Annotated in this window: 11 protein-coding genes; all 11 read right to left on the reverse strand. The window is 31.9% G+C overall.

The annotated features are described in order from the left end of the window. Window positions 1-12 precede the first annotated feature (12 nt). Window positions 13-3294, reverse strand: coding sequence for a SusC/RagA family TonB-linked outer membrane protein (locus ACUN3A_RS07850; RefSeq protein ID WP_445550746.1), 3282 nt, complete (start codon window positions 3292-3294; stop codon window positions 13-15). 1 nt (window position 3295) lies between these two features. Beyond that, complete coding sequence (locus tag ACUN3A_RS07855) at window positions 3296-5566, reverse strand: fasciclin domain-containing protein (RefSeq protein WP_445550747.1); 2271 nt, start codon at window positions 5564-5566, stop codon at window positions 3296-3298. Window positions 5567-6536: 970 nt separating this feature from the next. Further along, complete coding sequence (locus tag ACUN3A_RS07860; RefSeq protein ID WP_445550748.1) at window positions 6537-6854, reverse strand: ferredoxin; 318 nt, start codon at window positions 6852-6854, stop codon at window positions 6537-6539. A gap of 51 nt (window positions 6855-6905) precedes the next feature. Then, window positions 6906-7388 carry a hypothetical protein gene (locus ACUN3A_RS07865; protein ID WP_445550749.1) on the reverse strand — a complete coding sequence of 161 codons (483 nt, stop codon included), beginning with the start codon at window positions 7386-7388 and terminating at the stop codon, window positions 6906-6908. 240 nt (window positions 7389-7628) lie between these two features. Continuing rightward, complete coding sequence (locus ACUN3A_RS07870; RefSeq protein WP_445550750.1) at window positions 7629-7868, reverse strand: NifU family protein; 240 nt, start codon at window positions 7866-7868, stop codon at window positions 7629-7631. Between the two features lie 111 nt (window positions 7869-7979). Beyond that, a complete protein-coding gene (locus ACUN3A_RS07875; protein WP_445550751.1) occupies window positions 7980-9116 on the reverse strand; it encodes an Mrp/NBP35 family ATP-binding protein in 1137 nt (378 codons plus the stop codon). Window positions 9117-9296: 180 nt separating this feature from the next. Next, complete coding sequence (locus tag ACUN3A_RS07880) at window positions 9297-9629, reverse strand: MGMT family protein (protein WP_445550752.1); 333 nt, start codon at window positions 9627-9629, stop codon at window positions 9297-9299. Window positions 9630-9634: 5 nt separating this feature from the next. After that, window positions 9635-10270 (reverse strand): LysE family transporter, encoded by a 636-nt coding sequence (locus ACUN3A_RS07885; protein WP_445550753.1) that lies wholly within the window; start codon window positions 10268-10270, stop codon window positions 9635-9637. A 93-nt stretch (window positions 10271-10363) separates the two neighbouring features. Continuing rightward, window positions 10364-11038 (reverse strand): tRNA (guanosine(46)-N7)-methyltransferase TrmB, encoded by a 675-nt coding sequence (gene trmB / locus ACUN3A_RS07890; protein ID WP_315151794.1) that lies wholly within the window; start codon window positions 11036-11038, stop codon window positions 10364-10366. A gap of 77 nt (window positions 11039-11115) precedes the next feature. After that, window positions 11116-11622, reverse strand: coding sequence for a nuclear transport factor 2 family protein (locus ACUN3A_RS07895; RefSeq protein ID WP_445550754.1), 507 nt, complete (start codon window positions 11620-11622; stop codon window positions 11116-11118). Next, the gene (locus ACUN3A_RS07900) at window positions 11619-14093 is read right to left on the reverse strand and encodes an AsmA family protein (RefSeq protein WP_445550755.1); all 2475 of its coding nucleotides are present in this window, start codon (window positions 14091-14093) and stop codon (window positions 11619-11621) included. Before ACUN3A_RS07900 ends, ACUN3A_RS07895 begins: the two co-directional genes overlap by 4 nt. Window positions 14094-14247: the final 154 nt, after the last annotated feature.

The following is a 14247-nucleotide window of genomic DNA, read 5'->3' on the forward strand; positions in this document are numbered from 1 at the left end:
CAAATTTTATTATTAGAAACGAACTGACAGTCCAAGTGTAACACGTTTTGTTGGCGGAGTGCTAGAATTATCAATTGCCATACCAAACGCCCCATTACTCAAGCTCTTTTCAGGGTCTTGCCCTTTATAGTTAGTAAATGTGAATAAGTTATCTGCAGTTGCATAAAAACTCAAATCAGTCAGTTTTAGCTTATTTATAAAGTTTTTTGCAAAAGCATAACGGAATGTAACAGAACGAAGACGAGCAAAAGAAGCATCCTCAACATAACGATCAGAACCTAACCAGTTATACCCATCTTGATAAACCGCTCTTGGCATTTCTGTAACATCACCAGGATTACGCCATCTAGATAAAACAGCTGTACTTTGATTATTATATCCATACATATTAGTAGCCATCATATCGGCACGATTGATAACATCATATCCCAATCTATAAGTAAAATAAAGCAACAGAAAGAATTGATTTTTATAAGCAAAGTTCGGTCCAAAACCTCCTGTAAATTTAGGATTACCATTCCCTAAATAAACTACGTCACGACTATCTATGTTTCCATCATGGTTAACATCTTCATATTTAGCATCACCAGGCTGAAACACATAATTTGTAAGAGGATAATTGAAACGCATCAATACTTCCTGCCCATTAGGTCCCACAATTTTATTCCCATTTGCATCTGTAGCTTTGGTTGCTTCCAAATCTGAATACACTCCTTTAAAACGATAGCCATAAACTGAACCGAATGGATTATCAATTAAAAGGAAACTTTTATATTCACCATTTCTATCAGTATTACCACTTTGATTTTGGTAGTATTCTGAAATTTCTTTAATAGTATTTTGATTACTAGAAATATTGAAATTAAAATCAATTTTCCAATCTTTAGATTTAAAAGGCGTCGTAGTAAGATTTACTTCATATCCTTTATTATCCATTGTACCTCCGTTTTGATCAAAAGAATTATAACCAGAAACACTAGTTATCGCCATATTTTCAAAAAACAAATCTGAAGTCACGTTTTTATACAAATCTACATCTAATGAAACACGGTTTTTAAACATTTGCAGGGTAAAACCTAAGTTAGTACCTGTTACCGTTTCCCAGCGTAAATTAGTCAATTCTACATTAGAAGGAATAACTCCATTAAGATCTGTATACTGAGTAGAAAAGTTTTTATAAGTATTAAAATAGCGATAATCATACCTAGGAGCTCTACCAGCTTGTCCGTAACTCGCTCTAACACTCAAATCATTAATTACTGTAACATCTTTCATGAAAGACTCCCCAGAAACTCTCCAACGACCAGATATAGAAGGAAAATAACCATATCTATTTTCGGGTCCAAATTTAGAGCTTCCATCCACACGTAAACCTGCGCTAATAAGATAACGATCTAGTAAACCATAGTTTACACTTGCTACTGCACCAACACTTCTAGACTGACTACTACCACTATTTAGCTTTAATTCAGAATTTTGAGTTCTTGATGGAACTGATGGATCTGTTAATAAAGACGAAGCGGTATTTGATGTTAATGCCTCATAAGAGTTACTTTTAGAATCATTGGTTTGCAACGATAGTAAAGCTTGTAAAGTTTGACTTTTTCCAATATTTGGCGTATAAACAAAGTTGGTTTTAGTTATAATACTAGACCCATCAATATCAGCATCAGAAGCTCTATTTACAACCGTTTCGGTAAAAGGTCGTCCTGTTGCATTCTGTGGTAAAAAAGATTTATTTTTTGTACTACTATAATCAAATTGCAAATCAAATGAAGCATATAACTCTTTAGGGAAAATGTCAAAATTCACATTAAAATGGGGAGTTATACGATTTACCTCTTGCTCATTTGTCGCAAATTCTACCATTGCAACTGGATTATAAGTTCCTGGATAAAGACCTTGAATATTTGAAGCTGGTGTAAAATAATTTGGTGTAATATTACCCTGTGCGTCATATTCATAAATACTCATATTAGGCATTTTAACATAGGCAACACCACGCAAAAGGTCTTTATCATCGCCTGAAAAAGAATTTACATAATTACGTTGCGTATTAGTATGGGTATAAGAGATATCTGTTCTAAATTTAATACGATCAGAAACCACATAATCCAAATTCAATCTGGTACTTAATCTATCTAAACCAGTTCCTTTAGTCACCCCTTTAGAATTATAATACCCAACTGAACTATAATATCTTGCTTTTTCACCACCTCCTTGTAAAGAAAGTGTATGCTCACCAGTTTTACCAGTCTGCGTAATCGCATCTATCCAATCTGTGTTTTGTCCGTAATTCTTAAAATAGTAAACATCCTGAGGATCATATTGAAACTCTTTAACACTCAAAGTATTCAACGGCACACCACTTTTGTTCATAAATTCTTCTGGAATCAACTGAGAATACTGATCTCCATTTAACATAGGAACTGTAGCAGGTGGTTTAGCATAAGTAGCTTTATAAGTATACGAAATTTTTGGCGCACTCACTCCTCCACGCTTGGTAGTAATTAACAAAACTCCACTAGCAGCACGTGAACCCCACATTGCAGTAGCTGCAGCATCTTTTAAAACCGTTATAGTTTCAATATCAGAAGGAGCGATATTTAGTAAAGCAGAATAGCTTTGTTCATCAGCAGTACCAAAGTTAAAATCTGGCGGTATAACTGTTTCATAAGGCATTCCATCTACTACGATTAAAGGATCTGAAGATCCAGAAATTGAAGAGGTTCCTCTAATTCTGATTTGCATACCTGCTCCAGGATCACCACTATCTGCAGTAATATCCACCCCAGCCAAACGCCCTTGTAAAGCCTCATCGATACTTGGTGCTTGCGTATAAGCTAAATCTGCAGCGTTTATAGAAACCGAACTGGTAGTTCTATTACGTTCGTCAACTTTCAACAAACCATTATCTGCTTTTTTCGAACTATTAACAACAACTGCATCCAGTGATTCAATAGTTGAAACAAGTAGAATCTTAATTGATTCTCTACCCTTTAGATCAATACGTTGAGATTTATATCCTATTGTAGAAATAAATAATTTATTATTTGGATCATTTACACGTATAGCAAAATTTCCATCAATATCAGATATTGCCCCAGAAATAGTACGATTATCAGCATCTTGTTCTGCAATAGTTGCTCCAGGTATACCTAGCTTATCACTTGAGTCAACAACCTGACCTCGAACTAAAAATGTTTTTTTTCCTTGTGCCAAAGCTGGCAAAGCAGCAAGAAAGACAAAAGCAATTGTAAAACTGTAAAATATATTTGTAATTTGTTGTCTCATTTTATTCCGTAAATTTAAGATAGTTGTCTACTAAATGGATTAAAGATCTGTCTGCCAAGTTGTTTCCTCCAGAAATAATTAAATTAGCCGCCGGATTTGGCACTGGATTAGGATTTGTGGAAGTAGAAGTGTCTGAATTATCTTTAAATGATAATGTCCCAGGAACAGATGATGTCCCAGCAACGCTACTTACTTGAAGATAGGTTTTTTCCCCTTTCGAATCTTTTCTTAAAGTTTCAAACAATCCAGTAGATAGTCCGTCATTTGAAGCCGTTCTATTAACAATAATGTGGTAACGGATAAAATCGGCAACTAAATCTTTTTCTCCTTGTATTGTAGGATTATTTGAAGCAGGAAGAACTCCATCTGCAACTGCTTTTGCAATAGCAGCATTATTTGGCACTATAAAAGTATAAGAAGTCCCCAACTCTACCCCATCAATTTTTCCTGAAGCAGGAAAGTAAACAGTAGAATTTAGCAAATATTGATAAAAACTATTGAATTGTGCATTACTTGTTGCCAAACGCTTAATAACTAGGCCCTGTAATTCAGTAGAAAACTGCGGAAACTTATCAACATAATAGGTAATTCCATTTTCTTGAATTTCTTTTCCTATAATATTAACCGAAGTCCCTAATGCATCATCACCAGCTGCATACACTTTATTGTTAGACCATCTTATATACTCTCCAGGTATCTCACTATCTCCTGTTCGAATAATTCCCGAACTAGTTGCAATATTATCCAACTCTCCTTTAGGCGAAAGAATGATACAATTATAAAAAAGTCTTAACAACCTACTTCTAGCTGCAGAACCTGTTTCAGAAACTCCTGTAGCATTATAAGTCCAATATTGATTCCTAGTATCATAATTAAAACCGAGGTTAATTAATGTCGCATCAGACGGCAACAAAAGAGTAAATCTAGTATTTATATTACTAATCAATTCTTTGTAACCTGAACCCTCATTAAACAGTCTAGTAGCAAAACCATAACTAGGATCCAAATAAGCAGAAGTATAAACAGTATAAAATATATTCGATTTCTGAACTTTATTAGAACCATAGAAAAATCCATTACTTAAAACTTTCCTATCAGTAATATCAGTATTAAAATTAAATGTCAAACCCTCTTTCAACCCATTTAATAAAGCATTCTTAGAAGGCCACACAGAACCTTGCACCATGTGTGCATTTATAACATCTTGAAAAACATATTTTGGTAATAGGTCTATAGAAGCATAGTGTTTAAGAAGAATATTATCTACAAAAGTTTGTAAAGGTGCATTCTCAGGAACAATCAAAGTATACCCACTAGACTGACCATCATTATCCTCTGCTTTAATGAAATTTTCATTATTTGGTGCAAATGTCAAAATAGGGTCATACGTTTTAATGTAAACATTATCTGTTTTACCTGTATAATTATAATAGGCAGTAGTTGCGCTTTGATTTAAAACATAAGTCACTAGATTATTTTCTAGTATTTTACGAAACAAACTGAATTTACTATTTGCTCCCAAATTACTATCTTGCTCCAAGTACTGATCTATATTCATCAATGGTAGATTTACTTGATCTACTTCATGAAAAACACCATTTTCCGCTATACCATCAGCTACAAGTACTTTAGAATCAAAAAAATTAAACCCTGTATACTCCTTATTTGGATAGAAAAAATTAAAATCATAAGAACTCAAACTATTAGCCTGAAAATATTCTTTCATAAAATAAGTAACATACTTATTATTATTGTCTCCTGGTACATAACTAGCAGCACCAAAATTACGATTAATCCCTATAACAACTTTTTGCTCACCCTTAATAGTTTTAATTACAAAACCATCATAATACGCAGTTCTTCTTCTAAAAGCAGAACCTTCTACCCAACCTTTTGCCGATTGGTAATCAGAAAGTCTATCTTCTTTGAAAGCATTATAAACAATTGCATATTTAACAATTTTAGCTGCTGTAGCATCATCTATCTTAGTTACATCAGAAATACCATGCTCTTGGAAATATTTAGCGAAAGCATCATCATTTGGAGCAAATACTGTCCAATATCCTGATTTACCCAAGATATCCTTATAACCTGCTTTCTCGATTAAAGCTGTGAAGTTCTTGAAATTCCCCTTGGCTTCCAATCGTTGAAAAATTGGATCCTCGAGATTCTCTGGTCGACCATAGTATTCATCATATACATCTGAACTACAACCGAACAATAATGCCAGTAATGGTAGAACAAGTAAATAGTAGTGTAACGTTTTTTTCATTTTGATAAAATTGCTGATAAATTTTTATACTTATTTTAACTATTATTAATCATTTATTAACGCTCAAAAATATATATTAAGATCCCCACCACTATCCTGTCCTATCCTGCAAAGTGTCAATTTTTATTGAATATGTGAAAAATATTGGGAATAAATTTTGATTAAGATAATTAATCCACAATAAAACTAGAAATAAAAACATTCGAATTCAATAGCGAATCGGTTAATTCAATATTGAATTTTAAAGTCTTCATAAAAAATTAACATTTTTTTATGTTAACGAAAACGTTTTCTGAAAAAGTGGCTTTATTATACTTTTTAAAAAACACTTAATAAAGCACTTTGTTAATTTTCTAATTCCAAGTCAAATCTCGTAAACTTAATAGTACATCAACATAATTCCAATACTTAGAAAAGAAGTTATCTCTTACGTTATTAATAAAAGCTCTATTTAAAACAGTTTATAGTAACGTATTTTGAATTCTAGAAAAACAATCTTCAAAATAGTCGCTATAATTAAATGCTCATCGTAAGAAACACTAAATACAAAAAGAACTATATCAACTCATTAATATGATAAAAAAGACAATCGATATATTGTTTTTGACAACTGTATCAATTCAAATAGTAAAACATACTATTATATATAGGTATGAATAAATAGATCAAAACAAAATATACAAAACAACCCATGAATCAAAACAAACAAACCATTCTACAAAATGAAAATTAACCACAAATTCAAAAGAAGTTTTTTAACCTTTGGTAAAGAGAATTACGAACTGCTTTTTCTCGTTGATTTAACAGATTAAAAAAAGAGTTAGATAAAATTCAAAGATTATTATAATGTACATAACTGAATCACTAAAAACAAATAGGGTTTAACTTTTAAAAAAGTTAAACCCTATTATATAAAAACTATTCACTTTTAAAATAATATAAATAAAAGCGATTAAAAAATCTGTTTAAATTAATATTCCGGAGCTAGTTCTAATTCCAATCCGTCAAGACTTTCAGTAATGGGAATTTGACAACCTAATCGGCTATTATCTTTTACATAAAATGCTTCAGACAACATAGCTTCTTCATCATCACCCATTTCTGGCAAGGCAACATCATTAAGAACATAACATTGACATGAAGCACACATTGCCATTCCGCCACAAGTTCCTTCAACAGGAAGCTCATAAGCTTTACAAAGCTCCATTATATTCATTGCCATATCGGTAGGAGCTTGCAAATCATGAATTACTCCTTCTCTATCTTTAATCTTAATTAAAACGTCCATCTATTTATTTACTATTTTTTATTTTTTTAAGAAATAGCTTGCTGTAACTCTTTAACTTTTTATTTCAAGATCAACAGCCATTTCTTTTCTATTTTCCTTATTTAATATTTTTAAACCAATAATATCAGCTTGATGAATAATAAAAACAATTACTGCATTTGGCGCATAAGTTCCGTCATGAGTTTTAAACACCAACTTCCCTTCATAAGTTAAGTTTACTAAACCATTTTTATCGGTTTTGTTTTTGGTTTGTACTTGAGAGGTAAATTCAGCTGTAACGTATGCACTGTTATCTAACATATTTGCTTTACCTCCACTAAGCTCTTTCAAAAATTCAGCATTCGATATCTTTAGCTGTCCATTTCTATTAGAAAAGACATCAACCATCTTGCTAAAATTTACCACACTCCACTCATCATCAACATTTACATACGTTTTAGAAACGTATGCTTCTTGAATTGGCTCTTGCCCATATTGCCCATATGTTTTACAAAGACATAACAATAAAACAATCAATAAGTAAAATTTTTTCATAATTTAAATTTGTAGGTTAGTGCAACAAATGTAAATTTTTATTTGAAAAATTAAATGAAAAAACCTTGAATTATCCATCAAGTTTTTTGAACAAAATGGAATAAAACACTACTTATTCGATAATTCATTAATGATAATCTTGCAAAAAACAGTTTTTATTGAATTTTAACAAGTATAAATACTATTTTCCCACCTTAACATAGAGAGATTTTGAATCCAAGATCTACTTAAAATGTTATTTTACGCAACATTGACAACTGTTTCAATTTGAGGCGCATACTTCTTAATGGTAGTTTCGACACCAGCCCTCAATGTCATTTGATTAACACTACAACTTGTACAAGCCCCCTCAAGACGAACTTTTACATGCTTTCCATCTTCAATTGAAATAAGTTTGATATCTCCTCCATCTGAATTCAAAAAAGGTCTAATTTCATCTAGCGCTTTTAAAACAACATTTGTTAACTCTTCTGTTTCCATAAATTTTATGTGTATTCCATCCGTAAATTTTAGAAACCACTAATTTGATTTCAAATTATACCTTATATATAATACTACGATGGTATTTGAATTAATATTCAAAAATTATAATTATTTTTTAACAGCCGAACATCCAGCCATTGTTGTAATTTTGATTGCTTCTGTTGGTTCTAAACTTTCGTTTCTGTTCACCACTTCAGCTACTACATTACGAGTAATTTCATCAAAAACATTTTCAATAACTGAACCTGTTTGTAATGCAGCAGGACGACCATAATCTCCAGCTTCTCTAATAGACTGAACAATTGGAACCTCTCCTAAGAAAGTCACACCCAAATCTTCTGCCATATCCTTAGCTCCTTCTTTACCAAAAATATAATACTTGTTGTTTGGCAATTCTTCTGGTGTAAAATAAGCCATGTTTTCTATAATTCCCAAAACTGGTACATTTATCGCTTCCGATAAAAACATAGAAACACCTTTCTTAGCATCGGCCAATGCAACCGCTTGAGGCGTACTAACTACAACAGCTCCTGTTACTGGTAACGATTGCATAATTGACAAGTGAATATCCCCAGTTCCTGGAGGCAAATCAATTAAAAGAAAATCTAGTTCTCCCCAATCAGCATCAAAAATCATTTGGTTCAAAGCTTTGGAAGCCATTGGTCCTCTCCAAATAACGGCTTGGCTAGGAGAAGTAAAAAATCCAATAGAAAGCATTTTAATTCCGTAACTCTCTACAGGTTTCATTTTTGATTTCCCATTAACTTCTATCGAAATTGGCTTTTCACTTTCTACATCAAACATAATTGGCATAGATGGTCCATAGATATCGGCATCAAGTACACCAACTGCGAATCCCATTTTTGCTAATGTTACTGCCAAATTTGCCGTAACAGTAGATTTTCCAACACCACCTTTTCCAGAAGCAACTGCAACAATATTTTTTATACCTGGAATTGCTTTTCCTTTAATTTGATTTGGATTTTCAGCCGCAGCTGCTTCCACTTTTATATTTACTTTAATTTTAGCATCTGCCGAAACCAAATCGTGTATCGTTTTTTTAATATCATCTTCGGCTCTTTTCTTAATATGCATCGCTGGCGTGTGCAACAAAAGATCTACTACTACCTCATCACCAAAAGTAACTACATTTGTAACTGCACCACTCTCTACCATATTTTTACCTTCACCAGCAATAGTAATCGTTTCTAATGCTTTAAGAATGTCTTTTTTATCTAATTTCATTTTTAATCTCCTATATATTTACGCTTTTCTAAAAAACGTGTTTTTATTTAAACTAATTTTAGATTACAAAGATAACAGATTAAGTTCTTATTCTAAAGGATTTGGATTGTATTTATCGATAGTGAAACAAACAACTCCTATAATTCAAACTAAATTTTAACAGCCTTAAAAACTAAAAAATTAAACTATCATTTCTGGTTCCCAAAAAACAGTCTCAAAATCTATAATTTGATTGTCTTTTATAACAATCCCTTCATTCTCCAATAATTGTTGCATGAGATTGGTTCCGTCAAAATGATGTTTCCCTGTGAGTAATCCTTTTCTATTGACCACCCTATGTGCTGGAACATCTTCTAAGTTATGTGCGGCGTTCATAGCCCAACCCACCATTCTTGCAGAACGTGCAGCTCCTAAAACCTTAGCAATAGCCCCATAAGAAGTAACTCTTCCAAAGGGAATTTGTCTTACGACAGCATAAACTCTTTCAAAAAAATTATCATTTTTTGCTTCCATTATTTTTATCCAAAATATCCCTTAATGAGCTTAAATAATGTAATTATAGAAACAACACCTGTAATAGTTCCTATGATATAATTTCCATTATTCATTAAAAAAGAAGACTTAGCATCTCTTTTTTTAAAAAATAGAATATAAAGGTAAAAAACTAAGAAAGAACCTGCCACAACTCCAACAACAAATGCGTAGATAAAAGATTCTATAAAATAAAAATAGCCATAAGTAGAAAGTGTAATGGATACAAAAACATAATATGGAATTGGAAATAAGTTCAAAGCCGACAGCAACATTCCTAAAAAGAATCGATTAGCTCTGCTTCGTACTTTTATTTCTCCCTTAGGTATTTTGGGTCTTTTAGCTTTCCAAAAAAAATAAATGGTCAAGGCTATAAAAATAAACAAACCTACTTCTTGCAGCCTGCTAATAATATCAGGGTGACTACTAATAAAATTAGCAAATAATAAGGCCAAAAAAGTTTGAAAAAAAACTATAATCGTGGCGCCAATAGCAAAAAAAACAGCTTCAATTCTACCGTCTTTCAAGCTAACTTTTGCAGCCGTCATATTGATTAAACCAGGAGGCGTAATACCAATACCGGCAGCAATAAATCCGAGAAAAAAAGGTGCTATTAATGCCATTTTAAACTTTTGTCATTTCTGTTAAAACCACAAGAATTAGTTTCAACTTTCAATTGATTACTATTTGAAAAATAAAAATATGTAATCTAAATACTATTTTATTTTAAAACGAATATACGTAATTGCTTTATTAATTTCCAAATATTGTTTTTCATAAAAAGTCTGAAAAGCAGTAACTTCCTCTGGACTTCCTTCGTTTACATACACATTATGATTGGCATATAAAACTTCGTGTCCTTCACCATGTAACAATCCAAGAGTGTAACCGTGCATAAATTCGCTATCGGTTTTCAGGTTTACTACACCGTCTTTTTTGAGTATTTTTTTATACAACTGCAGAAATTCCGAATTAGTCATTCTGTGTTTGGTTCTTTTGTATTTTATTTGAGGATCTGGAAAAGTAATCCAAATTTCATCTACTTCATTTTCGGCAAAAATATGATTGATTAATTCAATCTGAGTTCGAATGAATGCTACGTTATGCAATCCCGTTTCCACAGCAGTTTTTGCACCACGCCAAAAACGAGCTCCTTTGATATCGATTCCAACGAAGTTTTTATTAGGATATCTCTCGGCCAAACCAACAGAATATTCTCCTTTACCACAACCCAATTCGAGTACTAACGGATTTTCATTTTTAAAGAAATCTGAATTCCATTTTCCTCTTAACGGAAATAAATCTCCGACTACTTCTTCTCTTGTTGGTTGAAAAACATTATTGAATGTTTCGTTTTCTTTGAACCTTTTTAATTTATTTTTACTTCCCACGATGATAATTACTATTTCGGCAAAATTAAGGAATTATATAAGACCGAAAGGATAAGTAGCTAAAAAATCAACAATTATCATTTAGATTGCAACTTTTTAATCAAAACATCTTCTATAGGTGCAATGATCTTAATCACTTCATTGGTGTTTTCATTTGGAATAGTCATAGACAAAACATACTGTTTTATTTTCCATTCCTTTCCTATTTTTACAAGAACACCAGAGCCTCTGCAGATTTTTATTTGAGTATTCAGAAGTTCATCAAACCAAGCCAACTTTCCTGAACTATCAAAATAAATATGACGCTCAATTGCTTTAAAATCCCAAGCCTTTCCTCTGTCAAAATGTGGTTTCGCATACGCTTGGAAAGCCTTTTTATTCCAGTTTTCGGTTGGATCTGTTCCTATAAAAACAGCATCTTCGGTCATCATTCCAAAATAACTATTAAAATTAGCGTCAGCCGCTGCTTTGTGCCAAGCGTTCAGCGTTCTGCTTACCTGCTCTTTTTCATCTAATTCTTTATAATGCAACGAATCAAAAGGTACTAATGTCAATACCATTAAACTTAAAAATAAGGCTCTCATGTTTTACTTTTCTTATTATCATTTGCAAGGCTTCCCAATTTTATTTTCATTTCGCCGTCTTTACCGTCTACTATCAGTAAACGCACTACAATTCCTTTGTAACGTTTGGCTTCTCTCTCTTTTAAATTTTTAATTTTTAAATCTTCTTCAGGATTTCTAAGCGGAATTATCAATCCCAATTTTGTCCCTTTCTTAAACGAGTAAATACCTTCTACATCAAAATTCAATACATTCGAACTCACTTTAAAATAATCAATATTTACCAAACTGCCATTCATATTCAATCGGCCTGACAAATCATTGAATACAATATGCTTCACATCTCGATTAGGGAAAGCAAACTTACCTACTTTCATTATTGGTTTAAAATTATTTAATGATCCATTTTTAATATCATAATTTAGATTCCCTTTAGCAGAATCATCTACCAAATCACCATTTGGAGTCATTTTTATCGATAGATTAGCTTTTGCCGAAAGATTTCCATTTATATTTTTAGGTTCAAATGATTTGATCCCAAAATTTTTAAAAGAGGTCAAAAATTGAGGAATATTAACCGTTGTAATATTTACATTTGTTTTCACATCAAACAAATTACCTTGAGGAATTAACTGAGATGCAAAAGTAATTTTACCCCCACAACTCTCAATTGCTCCTTGTTTGATAAAAAAATGTCTATTCTTGGCCACAATAACAATTTTAGCATTTTTTGCAGCCAAATTAGAATATACCATCTTATCCAAATTCAAATTTAAAACCACTTGACATTTCTGAACGAGAGCTATTCTTTTTTTAGCATCTGCCTTAGTTGTCACTTTTTTAGGTTCTTTTACTGCTGCACCTTTTTCTTTATAAGCCAATGTAGCCAACATTTTTTTGACATCCATAAATGGGCTTTTAAGATTGAGTACAGCCACCATGTTTTCTGGATCATCATAATACAGATTTAGAAAATTACCTATTTTACCATCCAGGAAAACAATATTTTTGTCCCTTTGGTATTTTATATTTCTAATAAATAAGGCTTCGTCCGTAAAATCAAGGAGGATATTGGTTTGAAAAGTCAGGTTTTTGGATTTGTAAAGCATATTCGCATTTCTTATATCCACTTTCCCCGTAAAATGTGGTTTGGAAATACGCAATGCAACGATATTGACATTAAATTTAAAATCGACAGTGGCTGTTCCGCTATTAAATTTAAAAACATCATCTCCTAATACATTTCCTAATTTCTCCACTTCAAATTTAGAATGAAGATTTCCTGTTGCTATAGGCTTCTCTAAATTATTGATTGCTGCAGCTGGAATAGATATTGGAATTCCATTGTAGTTTCCTGTAAAGTTTTTAACGATTACCGCAGAGTTGGCATCGTTGTTTCCTAAACCATTTTTAAAATTATTGATATATCTTCCCGAAAAATTACAATCGGTAACTGTGCCATCTGGAGTAACTAATAAGTTGTCTTTTATTTGGGCATCGACTATGATTTCTGGATCTCCTTCGGCATTCATATCCCCTATGATGCTACATTGCGCATCAAGTGGTTTTGTGATGTTGAAATGATTCAGGATTTTAAACAAATGCGGATCCAACAAATGAGCAGCATTCAACCATAAAATAGTTGTTTTTATGTTGATATTCATTATTGGGTGTTCCTTTTCTAAACCAAAACTCGCTTTGATATCAAAATCATCTTCGCCAATTCCAAGGTCTTCGGTAACAACATCAATTCTATTTTTTACTTTAGAGAATTGTACGGCGAGTTTTCCTTTTACTCTTTTGTCTTTTATAAAACTACCATGTTTGGTATTAAACGCCATACTTTTGGCAAAAACATCAAGAAATAAATCCGTTTGAAAACCGTCATCGGTATAGTCAATCTTGCTCTTTAAAGAAGCTACCTCAAAATGGAATGACTTATTTCTCTGCACATTTTGAGAAATAAAAACTACGTTCTTAAAATCCACTTCACCAATCTCGGTTTCTGTATTGCTTTTCGGTTTATTGGTTTTGGGCTTAGGTTTAAAAATATTGGAATTCGAAACGCCGTTTTTGTCTATATACAAATCAATTTTAGTATCGATTAATACTACTTTCTCAATATTTATTTTTTTCTTCAATAAACTCAGTACATTTAATCGAACCTCAATTTCGCCAGCTGTCAAGACACTTCGTTTATGAATAGCATATAAACTATCCTGTAGTTCGACTTTATTTAAAACCAAAGTAAAATTGGGAAAACCTATCAAAAATTTATAACCAACATTCCCGATGCTGGCATGACCCGAAATGTTTTCATTGATTTTTTTATTAATATCAACCATTATGCTGTCTTTATTCTGTTCAAAATAAATTCGAAAACCAATAAAAAGAGCCAGCAATAATCCCAATAAGGAAAGAAGGGAAATTTTAATTATTCTAAATATTTTAGTTTTAAAAAACACTTTCGCTTTTTGAAGAAATTCACTCATACTTAAATGATTTAATATTATTATTTTCAGCACAATAACTATTGCACAATCTACTTAAAAAAGAATTGTTAATTAACAAAAGCTTCCTTTCTTCTCAAAGTTAACATAATATATTTACAAAAACTGACGTTATACTTTAAAATATTTAACAGTT

The sequence above is a fragment of the Flavobacterium sp. WC2509 genome (genome assembly GCF_052683105.1).

Bases quoted from the DNA above. Each gene is read 5' to 3' on its own strand.
- ACUN3A_RS07850 (WP_445550746.1), bottom strand. From the start codon at position 3,294: ATGAGACAACAAATTACAAATATATTTTACAGTTTTACAATTGCTTTT.
- ACUN3A_RS07855 (WP_445550747.1), bottom strand. From the start codon at position 5,566: ATGAAAAAAACGTTACACTACTATTTACTTGTTCTACCATTACTGGCA.
- ACUN3A_RS07860 (WP_445550748.1), bottom strand. From the start codon at position 6,854: ATGGACGTTTTAATTAAGATTAAAGATAGAGAAGGAGTAATTCATGAT.
- ACUN3A_RS07865 (WP_445550749.1), bottom strand. From the start codon at position 7,388: ATGAAAAAATTTTACTTATTGATTGTTTTATTGTTATGTCTTTGTAAA.
- ACUN3A_RS07870 (WP_445550750.1), bottom strand. From the start codon at position 7,868: ATGGAAACAGAAGAGTTAACAAATGTTGTTTTAAAAGCGCTAGATGAA.
- ACUN3A_RS07875 (WP_445550751.1), bottom strand. From the start codon at position 9,116: ATGAAATTAGATAAAAAAGACATTCTTAAAGCATTAGAAACGATTACT.
- ACUN3A_RS07880 (WP_445550752.1), bottom strand. From the start codon at position 9,629: ATGGAAGCAAAAAATGATAATTTTTTTGAAAGAGTTTATGCTGTCGTA.
- ACUN3A_RS07885 (WP_445550753.1), bottom strand. From the start codon at position 10,270: ATGGCATTAATAGCACCTTTTTTTCTCGGATTTATTGCTGCCGGTATT.
- ACUN3A_RS07895 (WP_445550754.1), bottom strand. From the start codon at position 11,622: ATGAGAGCCTTATTTTTAAGTTTAATGGTATTGACATTAGTACCTTTT.
- ACUN3A_RS07900 (WP_445550755.1), bottom strand. From the start codon at position 14,093: ATGAGTGAATTTCTTCAAAAAGCGAAAGTGTTTTTTAAAACTAAAATA.